Annotated in this window: 19 protein-coding genes; 6 read left to right on the top strand and 13 right to left on the bottom strand. The window is 56.3% G+C overall.

The features are described 5' to 3' along the window. Position 1: 1 nt before the first annotated feature. Both HYP802_RS0103700 and HYP802_RS0103695 read right to left on the bottom strand, forming a co-directional pair. Positions 2–1174, bottom strand: coding sequence for an efflux RND transporter periplasmic adaptor subunit (locus HYP802_RS0103700; protein WP_024275160.1), 1173 nt, complete (start codon positions 1172–1174; stop codon positions 2–4). 94 nt (positions 1175–1268) lie between these two features. Beyond that, a complete protein-coding gene (locus HYP802_RS0103695; protein ID WP_280949186.1) occupies positions 1269–1922 on the bottom strand; it encodes a TetR/AcrR family transcriptional regulator in 654 nt (217 codons plus the stop codon). 174 nt (positions 1923–2096) lie between these two features. Here HYP802_RS0103695 and HYP802_RS0103690 point away from each other — a divergent pair, with 174 nt between their 5' ends. Continuing rightward, positions 2097–3863 (top strand): oleate hydratase, encoded by a 1767-nt coding sequence (locus HYP802_RS0103690; RefSeq protein WP_024275158.1) that lies wholly within the window; start codon positions 2097–2099, stop codon positions 3861–3863. Positions 3864–4233: 370 nt separating this feature from the next. On the opposite strand, the gene HYP802_RS0103685 is transcribed toward HYP802_RS0103690, so the two are convergent. Both HYP802_RS0103685 and HYP802_RS0103680 read right to left on the bottom strand, forming a co-directional pair. After that, the gene (locus HYP802_RS0103685; protein ID WP_024275157.1) at positions 4234–4896 is read right to left on the bottom strand and encodes an NAD(P)-dependent oxidoreductase; all 663 of its coding nucleotides are present in this window, start codon (positions 4894–4896) and stop codon (positions 4234–4236) included. Positions 4897–4939: 43 nt separating this feature from the next. Then, positions 4940–6049, bottom strand: coding sequence for an alkene reductase (locus HYP802_RS0103680; RefSeq protein WP_024275156.1), 1110 nt, complete (start codon positions 6047–6049; stop codon positions 4940–4942). 302 nt (positions 6050–6351) lie between these two features. Here HYP802_RS0103680 and HYP802_RS0103675 point away from each other — a divergent pair, with 302 nt between their 5' ends. Together HYP802_RS0103675 and HYP802_RS0103670 are read left to right on the top strand one after the other, a co-directional pair. Beyond that, entirely contained in the window at positions 6352–6804 is a 453-nt protein-coding gene (locus HYP802_RS0103675) for a nuclear transport factor 2 family protein (RefSeq protein ID WP_024275155.1), read from the top strand. 269 nt (positions 6805–7073) lie between these two features. Continuing rightward, the gene (locus HYP802_RS0103670) at positions 7074–7697 is read left to right on the top strand and encodes a TetR family transcriptional regulator C-terminal domain-containing protein (RefSeq protein WP_024275154.1); all 624 of its coding nucleotides are present in this window, start codon (positions 7074–7076) and stop codon (positions 7695–7697) included. A 233-nt stretch (positions 7698–7930) separates the two neighbouring features. On the opposite strand, the gene HYP802_RS0103665 is transcribed toward HYP802_RS0103670, so the two are convergent. The 9 genes from HYP802_RS0103665 to HYP802_RS0103625 all read right to left on the bottom strand — a co-directional run bounded on the left by HYP802_RS0103665 (position 7931) and on the right by HYP802_RS0103625 (position 16885). Then, positions 7931–8521, bottom strand: coding sequence for a DUF4865 family protein (locus tag HYP802_RS0103665; RefSeq protein WP_024275153.1), 591 nt, complete (start codon positions 8519–8521; stop codon positions 7931–7933). Positions 8522–8664: 143 nt separating this feature from the next. Beyond that, positions 8665–9363, bottom strand: coding sequence for an arsenical resistance protein ArsH (arsH, locus tag HYP802_RS0103660; RefSeq protein ID WP_024275152.1), 699 nt, complete (start codon positions 9361–9363; stop codon positions 8665–8667). 92 nt (positions 9364–9455) lie between these two features. Beyond that, entirely contained in the window at positions 9456–10328 is an 873-nt protein-coding gene (locus HYP802_RS0103655; protein WP_029670749.1) for a sulfurtransferase, read from the bottom strand. Then, positions 10328–11758, bottom strand: coding sequence for an NtaA/DmoA family FMN-dependent monooxygenase (locus HYP802_RS0103650; protein WP_024275150.1), 1431 nt, complete (start codon positions 11756–11758; stop codon positions 10328–10330). The genes HYP802_RS0103655 and HYP802_RS0103650 overlap by 1 nt, the downstream gene beginning before the upstream one ends. A gap of 147 nt (positions 11759–11905) precedes the next feature. Further along, positions 11906–12931: an ABC transporter substrate-binding protein gene (locus HYP802_RS0103645; RefSeq protein WP_081740933.1), complete on the bottom strand. Its 1026-nt coding sequence runs from the start codon at positions 12929–12931 to the stop codon at positions 11906–11908. A 41-nt stretch (positions 12932–12972) separates the two neighbouring features. After that, positions 12973–14028 carry an LLM class flavin-dependent oxidoreductase gene (locus HYP802_RS0103640; RefSeq protein WP_024275148.1) on the bottom strand — a complete coding sequence of 352 codons (1056 nt, stop codon included), beginning with the start codon at positions 14026–14028 and terminating at the stop codon, positions 12973–12975. 13 nt (positions 14029–14041) lie between these two features. Further along, on the bottom strand, positions 14042–14692 hold the full coding sequence (locus HYP802_RS0103635) for an ABC transporter permease (RefSeq protein ID WP_035575664.1): 651 nt from the start codon (positions 14690–14692) through the stop codon (positions 14042–14044). Between the two features lie 268 nt (positions 14693–14960). Beyond that, the gene (locus HYP802_RS0103630) at positions 14961–15806 is read right to left on the bottom strand and encodes an ABC transporter ATP-binding protein (protein WP_245261443.1); all 846 of its coding nucleotides are present in this window, start codon (positions 15804–15806) and stop codon (positions 14961–14963) included. Positions 15807–15943: 137 nt separating this feature from the next. After that, positions 15944–16885: a transporter gene (locus tag HYP802_RS0103625; protein WP_197022710.1), complete on the bottom strand. Its 942-nt coding sequence runs from the start codon at positions 16883–16885 to the stop codon at positions 15944–15946. A 272-nt stretch (positions 16886–17157) separates the two neighbouring features. On the opposite strand from HYP802_RS0103625, the gene HYP802_RS0103615 reads away from it, so the two are divergent. The 3 genes from HYP802_RS0103615 to HYP802_RS23925 all read left to right on the top strand — a co-directional run bounded on the left by HYP802_RS0103615 (position 17158) and on the right by HYP802_RS23925 (position 19600). Next, positions 17158–18171, top strand: coding sequence for a helix-turn-helix domain-containing protein (locus HYP802_RS0103615; protein WP_035575661.1), 1014 nt, complete (start codon positions 17158–17160; stop codon positions 18169–18171). Positions 18172–18621: 450 nt separating this feature from the next. After that, a complete protein-coding gene (locus HYP802_RS24155; RefSeq protein ID WP_348622897.1) occupies positions 18622–18816 on the top strand; it encodes a recombinase family protein in 195 nt (64 codons plus the stop codon). Next, on the top strand, positions 18797–19600 hold the full coding sequence (locus HYP802_RS23925) for a recombinase family protein (protein WP_051463107.1): 804 nt from the start codon (positions 18797–18799) through the stop codon (positions 19598–19600). Before HYP802_RS24155 ends, HYP802_RS23925 begins: the two co-directional genes overlap by 20 nt. Positions 19601–19817 lie beyond the last annotated feature (217 nt).

The following is a 19817-nucleotide window of genomic DNA, read 5'->3' as shown; positions in this document are numbered from 1 at the left end:
CTTATTGACCGTTCGCTTTGATGGGGTCGGGACCGGCAGGCTGCGGAGCGACTTTGAGGTTCGGTCGAACGCGCTGAATGCCCTCGGTCACGATCTTTTCACCTTCGCTCAGTCCAGTAGAGACCATCGCGACGGCTGCCGTCGACTGACCGAGTTGAATTCGTCGCTGACTGACGACATCATCGGAGTTGATAACATAGACGTAGTCACCCTGCTGATCGGATAGCACTGCCGACCTGGGAATCGCCAAGGCAACTACCGGCTCTACACCTTCGACGAGGGCGGTGACAAATTCTCCGTCAATCAGTGGGCGAAGTGATTCCTCTCCGGTCTTGCGAAGTGGATTGGGGATAGCACCTCGCACCGTGACCGTGTCGGTATTGGCCGCGACAGAAGGATCGACGTAATCCAGCTTCCCTTTTTCTGAATAGAGAGTGCCGTCGGGCAGTCGTACGCGAAGGACGACTGCGTTGAAGCCTCCTTTGGGCGCATACATTCGTCCGAGTTCGAGCAAGGTCGGCGATGGGACAGGAAATGTGACGTACATGGGATCTTGGCTGACGATGGTTGTCAGTGTGCCGGAAGTCGGGCCCACGATATTTCCGACCGTAATGGCAATGCGCCCCACCTTGCCGTCGATCGGCGATCTAATGGTTGTATAGCCGAGATTGATCTCCGCCGTTTTTTGTTGCGCTTGGGCGCCGAGCATCTGTGCTTCATAGGCCTGCTGTTGTGCGAGTGCGCTATCGACGCTCGATTGTTGACCTGCGGGACCTGATAGAAGTTTTTTGTAGCGCTCCGTCGTCAGTGTTGCGTTGCGAAGCAGCGCGCTGAATTGATCGACCGATGCCTTTGCGCTTTCGACAGCTGCCTCATAGGGAGGTTTTTCGAGTTCGTAGAGAATGTCGCCCTTCTTGACTTCTGCGCCCTCTTTAAACGGCGCTTCTTCAAGCTCCGCCGAGACGCGTGCAATGACACTCACCTTGTTGACGGCCTCAACGCGTCCGATGAACTCCTGGATTTGCGTGACCGGCCTTTTTTCGGCGACTACGTAACCGACGACCGGCGGACCACCGGGCATTTGGGCGGAGATAGGCGTTGCCAAAGCGAGCGCAACGGCCGCAGGTGCTAGCCGGAATAGGACGCGGTAAAGCTGAGAGGCATCAAAGATCATTGGTCGTCCTTGGGGGAAGTCACAGTTGAATTCTGGCTGATCGGACTGATTGTCACCGCGCGGTGAATACGTTCTCTGACGTTGTTCGGTTCGTCTAGGCCCGCCGCAACGTCTTCCTTTGCGTCTTTGAGCTCACAAGGGACGTGACTTCATCGCGTGCCTCATAGGCTTTCAAAAATGCATCGACGCCTGCCTTCGCGCGCCGTCGGATCTCTTGGACGGAGAGTTTAGATTCAACGCCGAAAAGCGCTCTGATCTCGGTGTCGCGGCCGGTGAGCGCCATGAACTGACCGGCTGCTGCAAAGGGATCTGCAAGTTTTAGCTTGCCGGTTCGCGCTTGCTCCTGGAGGTAACGCGAGATTGTTTCTTGCGCGCGCAGTGCGCCGGCTTCAAAGATGGTACGACCCAAATCGGGAAAGCGATTTGTTTCGGCAACCGCCAATCTATATAAACCTATGAACTTGGGTCGAACCAATAAACCGAGTGTATGTTCAGCGAATGAAACAAGTGTCTCGCGAACCCCCGCACGCGGACTTGCGCTCACCAATGGCGCCATGAATTCGTCCACGACATCATCGATAATGGCGCGAAACAGGGCTTCTTTGCTTTCGAATTGATTGTAGACGGTCTGGCGCGACACATTCGCCACATCGGCGATCATTTCCATGCTGGTTCCGTCGTAACCGCGAACAACGAATAGCTCTCCCGCTGCTGCGACTACCGCGGAGCGCTTGCCCGTGTATGCCATCGCTTTTCTTGACATCCTTTGCGTCATTCGCATGTCCACTAAAGGTGCAACAAATTAGACTGTACTGTAAAGTACAAAAACGCTACGAAGATATGCAATACTGGTCAAGGTATCTTTGCAACTTTTGTGGTAGCCGTCCGCCAGCTGAACCCGGCAACATAGTAAGGAGTCGCCATGCACTACAGCAGCGGAAACTATGAAGCCTTTGTTCGCCCCCGGAAGCCCGAGGGAGCCGATAAAAAGACGGCGTGGTTTGTTGGTTCAGGTCTCGCCGGGCTTGCGGGTGCAGCCTTCCTCATTCGTGATGGCGGAATACCGGGCGACAGGATCACCATCCTGGAAGAATTGGAAATCCCAGGTGGTGCGCTCGACGGTCTGAAAGTTCCTGAAAAGGGTTTTGTGATCCGCGGCGGGCGTGAAATGGAGGAGCACTTCGAATGTCTATGGGACCTCTACCGCTCGATCCCCTCCCTGGAAATCGAAGACGCGAGCGTTCTTGACGAGTTCTACCGCCTCAACAACGACGATCCGAACTACTCGCTGCAGCGTGTCACGCAGCACCAGGGACAGGATGTGCCCGACAAGGCTCTCCTGACGCTCAACAGGCAGGCCCGCAAAGACTTGATCTCCATTTTCCTGGCGACACGCGAGGAGATGGAAAACAAGCGCATCAACGAGGTTTTCGGCGAGGATTTCCTCGAGAGCAACTTCTGGCTTTATTGGCGCACAATGTTCGCCTTCGAGGAATGGCATTCTGCGCTGGAAATGAAGCTCTATCTCCATCGCTTCATTCATCACGTCGCCCACCTCGCGGACTTCTCATCGCTTAAGTTCAATCGCTACAATCAATATGAATCGATGGTTCTGCCGCTTGTAAAATGGCTGCAAGACCATGGCGTCCGCTTTCGGTACGGTATCGAGGTGACCGACGTCGATTTCGATATCCAACCGGGACGTAAGCAGGCCACCCGAATCCATTGGATCGAAAGCGGCGTCGTCGGGGGCGTCGATCTCGGATCCGACGATCTTGTATTCATCACCATCGGATCGCTGACGGAGAATTCCGACAACGGCGACCACCACACGCCTGCTAAAATCAAGGACGGTCCGGCGCCCGCATGGGATCTGTGGCGGCGCATTGCGGCAAAGGATCCAGCCTTCGGCCGCCCGGACGTGTTTGGGGCCCACATTCCTCAGACGAAATGGGAATCGGCGACTATCACCACGCTCGATGAACGGATACCACGCTACATCCAAAAGATCGCCAAGCGCGATCCTTTCAGCGGCAAGGTCGTAACGGCCGGCATCGTCACCGTTAAGGATTCGAGCTGGCTCTTGAGTTGGACGGTAAGCCGTCAACCGCATTTCAAGCAGCAGCCAAAAGATCAGATCGTGGCCTGGTTCTACGCCCTGTTCGTCGATAAGCCGGGCGACTATGTGAAGAAACCCATGCAGGACTGCACGGGTGAGGAAATCACTCAAGAGTGGCTCTATCACCTCGGCGTACCCACAGAGGATATTCCGGAACTCGCCGCGACCGGCGCAAAGACAGTGCCGGTGATGATGCCCTACATCACAGCCTTCTTCATGCCACGCAAAGCCGGGGATCGGCCGGACGTCGTTCCGGAAGGCGCGATCAATTTTGCTTTCATCGGCCAGTTCGCCGAGTCGAAGCAGCGAGACTGCATCTTCACGACCGAGTATTCGGTGCGGACGCCGATGGAGGCGGTCTACACGCTGCTTAACGTTGAGCGTGGTGTGCCGGAAGTTTTCAACTCCACCTATGACGTTCGCACGCTACTTGCTGCAATCGGGCCGCTGCGGGACGGCAAGGGTATTGACGTCCCCGTCCCAGGCTTTCTGCGCAGGTGGCTCTTGAAGAAGATCGATTCCACCGAAGTCGGAGAGCTGCTCAAGAAATCTCATCTCATTTCGGAGTGACGAACGATTGAGAGCGGCGGCCACGCACGGGAAGAACGATATGGATCGATCATGCACCGGCGCAACCCTGCAGTAACCTGGCCAGCAAGCTGAAAAAGGGATGTTCGTTCATGGCGGCCGCTTGGTTCGCAACCATCTACGCACAATTGTTTGCGACTTAAATCCTCCGAAGAGGGTTTCGAGCAAGACTTCAACTCGCTCGACGCTCAACGGGAAGCCTGCGAAGCCTATATGTAAGAGTCAGAAATCTGCTGGCTAGGTTGCATTACCGTATCATGACGGTGGCTTTTGCGGCGCCGACCCTGGCATTCCCTGCGGAACGTGGCTTCGCTCATGCCGTCGATGGGCACGGCGCCTTGCACCGTGTTTCTTAGTAGCCGATGGTGAAGCGCGCCCGCTCATGCACGGGCTTTTCGAGTTCGTTGACGAGTGCAACGGCGTAATCCTCGAAGGACACTCGGCTTGTCCCTTGCTCATCCTTGATGAGGTCGTCCTCGCCGAGTCGGAACTTTCCGGTCCGCTCCCCGGGCTCAATCAACATCGGGGGGCTGAAGTAGGTCCAGTTGATGTCAGAGGCCCTCAACGCCGCGAGAGCCTTCATGTGCGAACGGGCGATCGGGACGTAAGGCGGCGGCCAGTAGCCGGAATCGACCACCGTCACGCCAGGCGAGAACGTGAGCGAACCGGCGCCGCCCACTACAATCAGGCGGGCAACGCCCGCTTTATGGACTGCTGCAATCAGCCGCTTCGTAACGCTGACCAACTCGTCAGTGTAGCTTTCATCTGAGGTGTAGCGGGGATCACCGCTCGGCGGGCCATAGGCGCTGACAACAGCATCCGCACCAGCGATGATCTCCGCGATGCGATCGACACGGGTTAAATCGTCAACAACGGGCGTGACGCCCCTAGGTAGTGGCTTGGGCAGTTTATCGAGGTTGCGGACGACTGCAGTGACCTGATGCCCGCGGCCGACGAGCTCGTTGAGAATGGTTCTGCCAGCTCGGCCTGTTGCGGCCAAAAGCGCGATGTTCATAGGAGAGGCTCCAATAGCGAGATTCGTTCGTTTCCGAGCGGTGTCAAACCGCAAACTGCGTGTTCTTCATTGCCGGATAATCGACGTAGCCGGCCGCGGCGCCGCCGTAGAAAGTCGAGCGGTCATAGGGATTGAGAGGTGCTCCAAGCCTGAGCCGCAGCGGCAGATCTGGATTGGCGATGAACCACCTTCCGAACGCGACGGCGTCGGCGCGGCCCGAACGAATGGCGGCCTCTGCGGATTCTCCGGTAAAGCCGCCTGCAAGGATCAATGTCTTCGGCCAAAAAGGGCGGAGCTGGTCGACATCCTGGGGGGCCTCGATCTCCATCGAAGTGCCGTCACGCGCTTCGATCAGGTGCGCATATGCGACGTCGAGTTCCGCGAGACGGGTAAGGACATGACGGTAGAGCGCAATCGGATCGGCATCACCCACGTCATTATAGGTTCCGAACGGCGACATGCGAACACCGACACGATCAGCGCCCCACACGTCGACCAGTGCCGCCGTCACCTCAAGGAGAAGCCGGGCGCGATTTTCGATCGATCCACCGTAGATGTCGGTGCGCTGGTTCGAACGGGTGTGCAGGAACTGCTCGATCAAGTATCCGTTGGCGCCGTGCAGTTCCACGCCGTCGAACCCGGCGACAAGTGCATTGCGCGCGCCCTGACGATAGCTTTCGATGATGATAGGAATCTCATCGAGTTCTAACGCGCGCGGCGTCTCGTAGGGCACTGGCTTCCAATCAGCGGTCAGCGCGGTCCCACTTTTGATCGCGATCGGCGAAGGCGCGACCGGGAGTGCGCCATTGGGCTGAAAGCTCGAATGGGACGAGCGCCCCGTATGCCAGAGCTGTAGGAAGATGAATCCCCCCTTGGCGTGGACGGCGTCCGTGACCTTCTTCCAGCCTTCCACCTGCGCAGCGGAATGGATGCCAGGCGTCGCCGGATAGCCCTGGGCTGAGGACGAGATCTGCGTCGCCTCGGCGATGATCAACCCACCGGAAGATGCACGCTGGCCGTAGTATTCACGGGCAAGATCGTTAGGGACATTACCGCCCCCGGCACGCATGCGCGTCAACGGCGCCATGATCACGCGATGGGCTAAGTCGTAGCGACCAAGACGAAGCGGTGAGAAGAGTCGAGAGAGGGACATCGAAATAACCCTTTGCAGCGATGACGACGCCCATTGCGCCGAAGCGAGGCCGAACGAACGGCAACTGGAGCGGCCCAAGGCCGACCCATAATAATAAAAGATGACCGGTCTGTTTTAATTAGTCAAGGATAGCTTTATGCTAACTCGTCATAATCTATGGACGTATATTAAGTTTATGAAAAATAACAACATTATTAGTTATAGCATCAGATCGCGCTAGCTGCATCTTGACAACCACGCTCTCGCAAGTGGAATTAAATACGACCGGTCAAAGTTTTGCAAATATCAACTGGAGGAAGCTCATGTCTCCGATCAAAAGCCTTGTTGTCGGCGTAGTGTTGCTACTGGCTGCCACAGGCGTGCAGGCTGGAGAACTCACGCAGCTCGAGAAAAACAAAGCGATCGTGGTCGACTTCTATAACAAGGCGCTAAACGACAAGGACATCGACGCAGCCATCGCGTTGATGGGACCAACATATACACAGCACAACGCCCGCATTCCTGACGGCAAAGAGGGATTTCGTCAGTTCTTCACGGGGTTCAAACAGAAATTTCCGAACTCGCACAGCACGATTGTTCGTGTGTTCGCCGAGGGCGACTACGTCATCCTGCACGTGCACATGGTGAGAGAGCCCGCTACCCGCGGCGAAGCCGTCATGGATATCTTTCGCTTAGAGAATGGCAAGCTCGTTGAGCACTGGGACGTGTTGCAGGCAATCCCTGAGACCATACCCCATTCAAACACCATGTTCTAAGGCGTGATTCTGGAAGCGTCGGATCGTCCCTCACCTTTGATAGCCTGCGAAAATATGGCGCTGCTATGGGTTGCATCTTTGTAGGGCGAAATAGCTTGTGTCTCGGTAACTCATGAAAATCGCAGATGTCGCGTGTGAAGCTTCATCGGGAAGGGCGTCATGGACGATTACCCTATCGATGGTCGCAGAAATCGTGTCCAACCTTGAGGGCGCACTACACGTTTCGAACGCGTCCTCCACTTGATTGAGGTATATTGGGTCGTTCCGCCATGAAGACAGGATCGCAACCGGCGGCTACTCGCCGCGGACCAAAACCAAAGCTAGAGACGCGGGACAACTTAATCCGCGTCGGGGTTAAGATGTTTCACGCGGCCGGGTACACGGCAACCGGAATCAAGGACGTCGTTGACGCCGCAGAAGTGCCCAAGGGCTCGTTCTACAATCACTTCGAGAGCAAGGAAGTCTTCGGAAAAGAGGTTGTCGATTACTACTTCGGGAGCGGCCTCGCCGGGCTCCGCGCTCTTCTTGGCAATCCCAGCCTCCCGCCACTGGAGCGATTGCGCACCTATTTTGATGAAAGAACCCGCGGTTTCCAAGCTGCCGGCTATGTGCGCGGCTGCTTGATGGGAAACCTCAGTCTTGAGGTCGCAGATCAAAGCGTCCCAATTCGCGACCGCTTGGCGGTTCATTTCAAGACATGGAGCGATCTTATCGAAACGTGCATCGCCGAGGCGCAAACTACAGGTGCCATCTGTAATCGTATGCCCGCGCCGTTGCTTGCGGAGTTTATTCTGAACAGCTGGGAAGGCGCGATGTTGCGGATGCGGGTGGAAAAGAGTGACGCGCCGCTGAAGGCGTTCACCGAAGTCATTTTTGGATCGCTTCTCGTTTAGCGGGATCGAGCCTTACATCCCCGGTAAACCGCTCATCCCCTTGAGGGGTTTTTAAGCGACTAAGTTGGATCCGGCTTTGCACCGCCGAACGAGCTGTTCCGGCATGCAGCCTACGTCGCAGCCGGTACGGATTTCGTCTGAACAAACGGCCACGCCATTTGATCACTGTGAACTACGCTGGACGTCGCATTTGATTGAAGGTCCATGCGGGTGCAGGAAAGATTACACGCGTATTATGACCCCTGGTCGCGCACGCCTGGTTTCAAAGTTTTCAACAACGGCTGGGCCAAGTGCAGTACTTGGTGCACTATTCCGCACTCTTTGGTCGTCGGCTCATCAACCGACAGCAGAATGCGAGTAAACTTCCAGTTCTTCGTGTCCACAGCAATCACAGCCGCCACTGCACCTGGCTCCGCTGCGGCCTCGCTGTTTCGCCTGATCTCGGCGGCAAGGGCATCTGTCAGTTCACCATCGAGAGGAATATCGAACTCTTTCATTGAGGCAAATTGCGCCGACTCGGCGCGACCCTTGCGAGCGTCGAGGACGAGAGGAGTATGGATTTCGGCGCGGCCAAAACTGTCGGTGACCGTCTGATAGTGACCGGCCGCCAGAAAGTCGCGAAGCGCTTCGTCGTGTTGCCAGAGATAGAGCGTCGAGTAGCAATTCGCCCGCGCCCCGAAATGCCCTCTTTCACGCAGCAGAAAAGCTTTGAAGTAAAGCTGCTGGAAGTCATTCCAAAAAGGACCCCGGTCCCGAGCTCTTTTGCGCAAAATACTGACGTCGTAATCGGCGGGCAACCGGTGGGCATAGTGTGCAATGATCATCGTCAGGTTCCAGTCCAGTCATTTGAGAATGTCAGACAATTCCTTCGCGACATTTACAGAGCGCGCGAGGTTAGTAAGTGCCAATGGACACTCGCAGGAAGGGGTTCCCGTAGCCAAACACCGAACACGGTGCGAAGCAGGCATCAACCTCGGGCTTTGAACAGCTTTTCTGCGCTTTCCAGCCGCTCGCTGTAGCGGTCAGCAAGGTGGACGGTGCTATCCCGGAGCAACAATGTGAATTTGACAAGCTCTTCCATGACATCGACCAAGCGGTCGTAGCAAGCCGACGGCTTCATGCGACCACTATCATCGAATTCGTCGGCGGCCTTCGGGACAGACGCCTGGTTCGGGATAGCGATCATCCGCATCCAACGACCCAGCACCCGCATCTGGTTGACGGCATTATAAGATTGGCCGCCGCCATTGACCTGCATCACCGCCAGGGTCTTTCCTTGCGTCGGGTACATGCCATCGATCGATAATGGTATCCAGTCGATCTGGGATTTGAGGACGCCGCTCATAGCGCCGTGGTTCTCGGGCGAGCACCATACCTGACCCTCCGACCACCAAGTCAGATGGCGCAGTTCCTGTACTTTCAGATGCTCATCGGCTACCGCTCCTGGAAGCGGCAATCCGGTAGGATCATATATTCTCGCCTCCGCGCCGAGCCTGTTGAGCAGGCGAGCGGCTTCGGAAGTCAGCGACCTGCTATATGATTTCTCACGCAACGATCCGTAAAGAAGCAGAATGCGTGGTCGGTGCTCCGAGCACTTTTTTGCCTCGAGCTGATCTCGGCGCGGAATGAGTAAATGATCGTCTGCGACGTTGCTGAGTTTATCCATAGTGTTGTCCCTAATCCCACCGGCGTGTGATCGCCTAGGAGGCCCATCCCGATTCGCGAGCAGTCGCCCGCAGTGCGTCTGGTCGGTTGAATTCACTTCTCTATGCGATCGGCGATACGGCTCGCGACTATTCGGAGAGGATCAGCAGCCCATGCTGAAAAAGACCCAACGAAAAGCCAAGCATCGACGCCGATCTCGCGAAGGACAAGAGTTTCGAGCGCGCCAGCCACTCCACCGCCGCAATAGACACCGACTTTGTCACCGACGCGCGCGCCGTGCGCTGCGAACAGAGCGCGAAGTTCATCCTTCGGGCGCAGAAATCCCTCTTTATCGAGAAGCTCGGACGAAGGAACATTCACCGCCCCAGGGATATGGCCGCTCCGGGGAGAGCCGTCTCCTGCAAACATTGCAGAGCCCCGCGCATCAAAAACTGGGACCCCGCTGTCCAGCAAGATCGCGATCTCGTCAGCACTTGCCGTCGGGAGCTGCCACGCTTCGCGGATGTGGAACGTGCCACCGCCATCAGCCGGGAGGTTACTGGTGGTCTTCCCGCCGGCAGCGATCCAGGCGGCGAGTCCACCGTCGAGATAGCGCACGTCGGGCACGCCAGCCCATGTCAAGACAAACCAAGCGCGGGCGGCCGCCCCTGCCGTACCGCTGCCGTAAACAACCACGACCGAGTCACGTCGAATTCCCCAACGCTGGATGTCGGATTGGAGCTTGACGAGATCTGGCAGCGGCCGCGCACCTCGCATTCCTCCCCCTGGCGCCTGCAATTGTTCAGACAGCTCGACAAAGTGCGCGCCGGGGATATGAGCGCTCTCGTAGTCCGGCCGTAGGCTCGGTTCTCCTTTAAGCGCCCGGACATCGAGCAGGACGATGTGGCGTGGACCGTCGAGAAGCGAAAGAAGAACAGCAGCCGATATTATCCTCGAGGATACGGCCCTATCCGAGGCGTGCGCCATCACGCAGCCACCTTCTGACGCTTCACGCCGCCGAGGCCCAGATGACCGAGCAAGGTTGAGGTTGCATATTCCGTCCGGAAGATCCCGCGCCTTTGGAGTTCCGGCACAACCAGATCAACAAACGCCTCAAGGGGGCGGCGCGAATATGGAGGGAAGACTTTTACGCCGTCAAATTCTCGGTTCTCAAAACGCTCCTCGATCCAGTTGGCAACGTCCTTCCCGCACCCAACGACGGGGGCTTGATTGCCCGGAAAGTTCGCGACGTAGTTGTGGAGGTCACGGAAGGTGACGGCTTCGGGATCGCCAAAGGCATCGAGCGCCAATTCCAGGGCCCAAAGTTTGTTACCTGTGAACCGCTCGATGGCTTGGCTGGCGCCCTGAGACTCGATGCTGCCCCCTGCCCGCTCGCGTGCCGCAACCGCGTCCTGCCGGAGCTTTTCAAGGTCTATGACGTCGAGCACTTTGTCACTGTCGCGCACGTTTCCAACATGGATTCCAAGGAAATCCGAGACCGCACGCGGCGCATATTCGTTGAGCGTGAAATTCTGCACCTGACGATATTTCTCACGTGCCTCACGTGTGGTCTCGCCTACAAAAAACGTGAAACCAGGCAGAATGAATTGGTCGTCTCTGTTACGGCCGTAAGTGGCCAAGCGGCCCTTGATGTTATCGTAATAAGCGCGGTTCCATTCGCAGCTCCGGTAAGGACTAAATCTGATGTCCGCATATTTTGCTCCGAGCTCAAACGACTGCTCGCTTGTCCCTGCATGAATAATCGGAATCCGGCCCTGCGGCGGCCGCGGAACGTTGAGTGGTCCGGCGATCTTGAAGAAACGGCCCGTATGATTGATCCGGTGTCCTTTGGATGGATCGAGGAACACGCCATTCCGTCGATCGTCGACCAGCCAGTCGTCTTCCCAGCTACCGACGAGCGCATTAAACACGTCGAGGAACTCGTCGGCCCAAGCGTATTTGTCAGCTGTGTCTGGGTGCGTTTCCCGGGAGAAATTGCCCGAGGCGTTCGAACCTGATATTCCCGTCACCACGTTGAGACCGGCCCGACCGCGGCTTAAATGATCGAGCGAAGCCATTGCCCGAGCGGTATTGTAAGGATCGGAATAGGTTACGTTGATCGTGACAACGATGCCGATTTTGCGCGTTATCGCTGCAGCGTAGCCGCCGAGCGTGTAACCCTCTATTTTAAAGACCTCGTTCCCGCTCGCTCGAGAAGATTCGGGATCACTCTTGACCGAGTTTCCAATGAAGAAATAATCGAACAGACCGCGTTCGGCAGTCAGAATCGTCTCGGCAAAAAAATCGGGATCAGCGGTGCCAGTATTTACGGCCTCCGGAAGACGCCACGCGGTACGGTGATGACCGGTGGGCCAGATCGAATAGCCAATTTTTAGCTGTCTCTTTGAAGATGACATGATGATCACTCTCTTTAGGTTACGAAGCTCGCGACGGGGACCTCTAGATCTGATGAAGAAGCAGCAGATGCCGCAAAGGTCACCGGCGTCACGCTGGAGAGGCGTGCCTTGCAGGATGGGTATTGGCGCACAGTAGACACGACGGCCTCAATTCGCCGTGGGCCAAAGATGTTCGGAAATGTTGACGCCCGCCGAAACTTGCCCCGGCGCGACCGAGACCCCGGTATCGATCCACTGTTGCGTGGCCGAAACGTCGATGGGACCTTCGACATAAATAGGCATCGAGAGAAGTGCCAAGTTCGTCAACTTCACTGCATCGCCGCCAGCAAGCGCCACGTAATCGATGTGATTGAACTTGAGTGCCAACACGCTTCGTCTGTTGGCATCGAGCCGGTTGAACCAGCCGGCAAACTGACGGAACGCATCAGCAAAACGATGCAGGGCATCCTTATTGTCTGCCGCCCAGGCGGCCGAGGTCCACCACCCAGCCTGAACCGCGTGCGCATTCTGGTATTTGGATGTGCTGGGATCAGCGATGGTTCGGAAATTGTAACCGTTGCCCTGGCCGCTGTTGAGATAGCTAACCTCGTACCCAAACGATTGGATTGCATCGATCGAGCCATTAGCAAGAGCTTCAGGAAGTGCCGTCCACTGTTTGACGATAGTGAATTTCACGTCGGCTGGATTGACCTTGTAGCTCTTGAGAAACTCATGAGCGAACACGCGAAAAAAAGGCACCCCCCCGATGCCCAGCGTCCGCCCGGTAAGGTCGCCCGGCCCATGGATATCGCTATCGGACCGCACGAGATAATTGACTGCCGGGCTCGTAACGTTGGCACCAGCGGTCAAGACGATTTTGAAGCCGTTATGGATAGCGTTCACTCCTGCGAAGGTGTCCGCATAGGCTAGATCGGCGCTTCCGCCTTGGACGGCGGCAATAGTCTCACTTCCCGTGGCGAGTCCGATGAATTCGACGTCGAGTCCCTGACGGGAAAAGAAGCCCTCCTGTTTTGCGATGGCGATGCACGAAATCCCCGGGGTCAGCGCGACGCGCACCTTGGCCGGCGTCGCCGCAGCAGCTGCTTCAAAGGCGGCGGAGGCGCCCGGACCCCATAAAAGAGCGGCAAGCGCAGATGCGAAAAACCACAAAACGGGTCGATTACTGGAGAACATTTCGTACTGCTTTCTGTGTTGGGTTGGGGTTGAGGTCAGAGTCAATGCGGGGCAGCAACCAGATCGGACTGCCGCGCACGGACAGCCGGTGCGATTTCATGGGCAAGAATTTCAATGGCGCGGATTTGGTCGACGTGCGGGACTGCGCGCCAATCGATCTGAAAGATATGCCGATCATGACCAACAACCCTGTGTTGGTGCGCAAGCTTTCGCGCGACGCTTTCGGCATCTCCGACAATGATATTTGAGTTCAGATCTGCGACCGTCTCTTCGTATTGCTCTCTCGTTGGCGCCGGCTTGTCCCGGTTAACCCGCATGTTTGCGACGTAAGCCTGATAGTGCGGAAAGAACGTATCGATGGCTTTCCTCTCGCTATCGTCAATATAGGCATAGGCTCCGAGCGTGACTCGCCGTCGCTCTGCGCTCCATCCTGCTCGTGCGCTAGAAGCGCGATAGACATCGACAAGGCGCCCCAGTTCGCCGAGCTGGGCAGACTGCGCCATGATCTGAACAGAGAGGCCCAGCCGAGCCGCGCGTGCAAGCGCAGGCTCATCCACCGCCGTTGCCTGCCAGATGCTCAAGTGCCCCTTGTAGGGGCGTGGCCATACCACCGCGTCAATAAGTGGTGAGCGTGTCTCGCCGGAGAAGCTAACGGTTTCAGATGCGTCGATAGCTGCGAGAAGCTCGATTTTCTCGTCAAAAATCGCGTATCGGTCCTCGAAATTCAATCCGTGGAGTTTGTAAGACTCAAGGAACCCACCGGAGCCGACGCCGAGTTCGGTACGTCCCGATGAGAGCAGATCCAAGGTGGCAAACTGCTCATAAAGGCGCACAGGATCGTCCGTTGGCAGGACAATAACTGCGCTTCCCAGCTTGATGGACGTTGTTGTCGCCGCGGCTGCGGCAAGCACCGTGGAACAGGCGCTCACCGAGAAGTCTGGCCTGTGATGTTCTCCGAGGCCGAAGTAGTCCAGACCCAGACGGTCGGCAAGACGAATGCGTTCGAGAAGCTCTCTGAGATTGTCCAAGGCAGACTGGCGCAAACCCGTATGCGGATTTGGATATGTGTCGCCGAAACTATAGAGACCGATTTCCACCTTGAGTGACTCCTTATCGAGGCTGTGCCGCGTCTGTCCGACGCCAGCGGGTGAGGCGATGTTCGAGGATCAGAAAGACAAAGTTGATCGCGTAGCCAACGGCCGCGACCGTCACGACTCCGGCAAGGAGCTCATTGATGTTGAAGGATTGCTGGGATTCCAGGATGTAGAAGCCAATGCCGTTATTGCCCGCGAGCATGCCGACGACGACCGCCATCACCAGGGACGCACCAAGCGCTTGACGCATACCGAGTAGGAGATAAGGCGTAGCGGCCGGCAAGGCCACTTCCCACTGGGTCCGCCACCAATTGAGCTGAAATGTTTCCGCTGTCTCCCTGAGCGTCGGCGATAGGCTCTGAGCTCCCGCATATGCGGATGTGACCATCGGAAAGATCGCGGTCAGAATGAAGACGGTAATCTTCATTGCGTCGCCAATTCCGAGGAACAAGATGATCACGGGAATGATTGCGGTCGTGGGATGCAGACGGGCAATCTCCACGATAGGCTCAAGTAACGCCCAGGCTACCCGCACCCGGCCCATCAAGAATCCCAGGCCAATCCCGAGCGGTGCGGCGATGGCGAAGCCGATCGCCAGAAGACGAAGCGTATCTAGTAACGCCCAAAGCAGCGCTCCGCCCGCCAGTTGCTCTACAAGCGTCGACATAACCATCAACGGGGACGAGACGGTTGGATTGTACTTGACCAAGGACGCTAACTGCCAGGCGCAGATCAAGAGCAGCAGGACCGTCCACCGAGAGCACGGCTGTGCAGGAAAAATCGGAGAGCGTTAATGGCTCGATTGCTCGGAGGCGGTTGCGCACTCGCCACAGATGCGGGTGCATGAGACATTTCGTCGGATATATCGGCAGAATTGGCGCGCTCAAAGGCTCGCGACTTCGACGAATATTCGTGTGTCGATGGAGCAACAACTGTCACGCGGCTTTCTCCATGACGAGCGCCAGCACCTCGCGACGAAGCGCTAGGAATATCGGATCTTCTTTCGTAAATGCCTGGCCGCGAGGACGTACAAGCGGCACCTGGATGTCCTTCTGAATACCCGCGCCATGTTCCCCCAGGACGATGACCCGGTCTGCGAGATAGAGGGCTTCGTCGATATCGTGAGTAACCAATACGACGGTGAGCGCGTGATCACGCCAGACCTTCAAGACAAGATCCTGAAGCGTCGCACGACTCAACGCATCGACGGCACTGAACGGCTCGTCGAGCAGAAGAATATCGGGCCGCGACGCTAATGCGCGCGCAATGGCGACGCGCTGCTGCATGCCTCCGGAGAGCTCGGAAGGATAGCGGCTTGAAATTCCGTTGAGTGATACTTCGGCGAGTAGTTCTTCAACATAGCGATCTAGTTCGCGCTCTTCTCCCACCCTGCGCCCCGTCAGGGGACGATAGGAGTGCCGCAAACCGAAACGTACGTTCTCGCCCACCGTGAGCCATGGAAAAAGGGACTCTCTATAGTTCTGAAAGACATAACGGGCATTCCGTGCCGGTGCGGAAAGAACCTCCCCGTAAATTCTCACGATCCCTGACGTCGAGTGGTCAAGACCCGCGACTAGGCGCAGTAGCGTGGACTTGCCACAGCCAGATCGCCCAACAATCGCAACAAATGAGCCCTTCGCGATATCGATGTCCGTTGGTGCCAGCGCTTCGACCCGACTCCCGGAGCTCGCTAGAAAGGTCTTTTTGACCCCTCGAAAACTGATCGCACAGTCACTTCCGCTTTCGCGAACACTGGCCATTGCCTCTATGGCTGAAGCCATCGGCTCTCCTCGATAGTGCTGGTTAAAACATGTGCCTGGGCCAGCAGTAGCTGCGCCCAGGACGAGAGATCTGATCTAGCGAATAGCTAGCCGGCGATATCTCACCCATGACAAACACGGAGAGAACCTGCCGAAAGTCACCACAACTTTTTCGATGCGGACAGAACTACGGTGTTCACGTCGTAGCTGTTTGCATGCTCGATGGGAAACAGCGCCTTCAATTTGAAGGTCGTTCCGAGTTCAGGAGAGTCCCAAGCGAAAACCGGTCCAAGATCGATTTTCGTATACTTATTTCCGTTCGGTGAAACCAAACCCGCGGTAGTATAGTCGGCTGTCAATTGCTGGGCGAAGACGCCAGCAACGCCGAATTGGAAATTACCCCACCGCTGTGAAATTGAATAATCGAGATCGATCAGGTTTCCGCCAGAATAGTGCGTTGCCGAATTCTCCCAGCTCGTATCATAGAAAAAGCGAGCGCTGATCTCCGTACCATCGAAGAACGATAAATTCGGACCCGTCAGGTAAGTGAGCGCGGCGTTCGGCGCTATAATGAATGTGTTCTTGCCAATGTTGACGAAGTCCGACTTCGTATAGGCCCCGATAGGTAACTCAGCACCGACGCCGAAGGCGGCAGTGAGGCCATAGCGATACTTCGGATTGTTTCCCGGGGTCGCTCCAAAAAGACCGAGATATCGGCTTGCGTAAATCAAATCCGAGTAGCTATCGCCAAAATCCGCTGCGAATCCCTTCAGGTGGCGGCCATTAATGGTCAGTTCCTGAACCGAACCCGCGTACTGAATTTGAATTGATGATGCGATCGTAAAATCGAATGGCTTTATGGGATAGACATACATAAGGCCAATCCCGCCAATCTCGGAATATAAAAAGGCAGGCCGTCTCGTAGACTCGCCATGATCACCAGCGTAGGTCGGCGCCGCTATATCGATGCCAACGATACCGCCGTACAGCCCGGGTGTGGGAGGTAAATAAGCCTGACGGATATCTGTTCCGCCGAGCGGCGCACCGTACTGGCCACCCTCAACCGCACGTGCACTCGACGTGTCCGCTGCGATAATCACGCAAAACAGCGCGCCTACGAGCGCAAATCTGCCAAAGCGATACTTAGTCATTCGATACGTCCCCATCGATGCCCGAAAATGTGGGCAACTCCTTCAGGTCACCACTGGGGTTCTCACCAATGCGCTGACAAGAGATTGCAGTGACCTTTTGCCAGAGCGCCGACTGGATTAAAAAGAAGAAGAACTTATTTGATCTGCGCTGATTTTCTTTAAACTGGGCGCTCAACGAACGGTTCGTGCGTAGACCGAACGGAGCCAATACGAGAGATGTAATGGCACTAACGGACTCGAAGTTTTCTGACCACCTCGATGCTCGAGTACGAGTGTTCGATACCGAAGAACACCCGATGGTCGATGGTGCATTTGGCGTGTTCCGCCAAGCCATCGCCAGCGCACACGTTCCGTGGGAGTTGGAGACAAATCGCGAAGCAGAGTTTGCGGCGCGGGTCGAGCGCATGGATTTGGGAAGCGCGTGGATCAAACGTGTCAAGGCGACGCAACATGTCGCCGTTCGATCTCGCCAAGACATATCCCGTTCGTCATCACAGGGGCTAATGATCGTCTACATGCTGGCGGGAAGTCTTTATGTTGAGCAGGGCGATCAGCGCCATGTTGCCGGAAGCGGCGATCTGGTCATTTTCGATACTGCTCAGCCTGCGAAGATGTCTGTCGGGTCCGCTCAGGACAAAGAGCATGATAGTATCGCGTTTTTTGTGCCCAATGGCGATTTGGCCGGAATTTCACATATTGCCAGCATCACGGATGCCCTCGTTTTGGGAGGAGCGCGATTGCGTGGTCCCCTCCCAAGCTGCCTGACCTATCTCTCGCAGCATATGGCGGGTTCTTCGGCCGCTGAATTAAGGGCCATGTATGAGGCATGTGTCAGCCTGTTGCCTGTGGTGACCGGCGGCTTGGTACCTTCCTCTGACGAAGAGGAAGCCAAATCACGACGATATTACAAGTATCAAGCTCTTCTGACCTTCATTGATCGGAACCTCTCGAATCCAGGGCTTTCGGCGCGTTACGTTGCCAACGAGTACGGTGTTTCTGATCGTTACGTGCACAAACTGTTCTCCCGATCCGGTTCGACATTCAGTTCCTACGTCATGGCGGAACGTTTGAATCACATCGCTAAGGAGTTGTCGTCTCCGACTGGGCTCAGCGAATCTATTGGAGAATTGGCACAGAGGTGGGGATTTTCCGATTTATCGACATTCAATAGGGCCTTCAAACGGCGATATGGATGCGCCCCAAGTCGTTACCTTCAAGGTCAAAGATATCGTTGAAGGTCAGCGGTGAAGCTCGCAGATCACTGGTGTATATCGCTTTCGGAGTCAGCATCGGCATAGCAATATTTGAAGGATCGCCCTTAACCCAGAAGGAGCGGACGAAACTTCCGTGTTGCGGACAAACCCGACAGAAGTCCAACATCCGTGCAGGCTCTGCGCCCACCAAGATGAGGCGAACGTACATGCACGGCAACCTGATTGAATTGCTGGCATCTAAATCCAGTTGAAACGTCTTTTATCAGTTTAACCGTATTAAATACGATAAGACGGACCGGCCACGACATTTCAATTTCTCGGTCTAGAACGACTGGATTTCGTTCCGAAAGCACGCATTGCTGTCGCGTATTGATACCCGCCGTGGAGGTGCGGAGGTCAACCTCGCAATCTGCGGGGTTTTAGGTGGTGCGAGCGCCAATTCTAGCGCCGTAAACCGCGGAGTCCTTAATAATGTCATCGCTTGCTATCGGAACCGAGTCTAAGTCGCAGTCTATCTCAAGCAGGAAGGCCGCCAATAAAATAAGGGTACCTTCACCCGGTAACATGGAACGGCCGGCACTGCGCCGCCTGTTGTTAGATATCGAAGCTGGTCGGGTCGATACAGTCGTCGTCTATAAAGTCGATCGTGACACGCTCGCTTGCTGACTTTGCCAAGATTGTCGACGCCTTCGACGCCAAGAACGTATCGTTCGTATCAGTAACTCAGCAGTTCAATACGAGCACATCGATGGGTCGATTGACCCTAAACATGCTGCTCTCGTTTGCGCAGTTCGAGCGCGAGGTGACGGGAGAACGTATCCGCGACAAGATCGCTGCATCCAAGGCCAAAGGCATGTGGATGGGTGGCATGACACCGCTCGGCTACGACGCGAAAGATCGCAAGCTTGTCATCAATTCGGAAGAGGCCGAAACAGTGCGCCATATCTTCCGGCGCTATGCGGCCCTGAGGTCGGTGCGTGTCCTCAAAGACGACCTCGACGCCTCAGGTATCGTCAGCAAAACCCGTATCTGCGCCAACGGCACCCGACGCGGCGGCCTGCAAATGGCGCGCGGCGCCCTCTATCTGATGCTGCAGAACTGGATCTACCGGGGCCAGATCGTTCACAAAGGAGCCGTACATCCTGGCCTGCATGAAGCCATCATCGAAGAAGATCTCTGGAACGAAGTGCAAGATGCGCTGGCCAACAACCGCATCGAGAGGGCGACACAGTCAACGGCGACAGCGCCGAGCCTGCTCGCTGGCCTCGCCTATGACAGCGATGGCGAGCGGATGGTACCGACGCATGCCAACAAGAAGGGCGTTCGCTATCGCTACTATATCCGCCAGTCACTCATCAAACGCGGACGCCCAAGGCAACCAACACGGGCGCTCGCGTCCCGGCGGCCGATCTTGAAGCTCTGGTTGAAAAGCGGATTCAAAGCCTTCTGAGGGATCAGGCAGTACTCGTTGATGCCGCCGGGTCTTCAACCGTCGCGGCACGGAAAGCATTGATCGAGCATGCGGCCGACCTCGATCGGCGTTGGACGACCCTGCCTTTCGCGCAGAAGCGCGTTGTGATCCACGCCCTAGTCGCACGGATCGACGTGATGCCGGATAGCGTAGAAGTCGCGATCCGATCCTCTATGCTACTGCAAATCACGGCCCC

Origin of the sequence: Hyphomicrobium sp. 802 (assembly GCF_000526135.1) — a bacterium.
In the GTDB taxonomy this organism is placed as follows: Bacteria; Pseudomonadota; Alphaproteobacteria; order Rhizobiales; family Hyphomicrobiaceae; genus Hyphomicrobium_B.
This window is presented reverse-complemented; position numbering and strand designations above follow the sequence as displayed.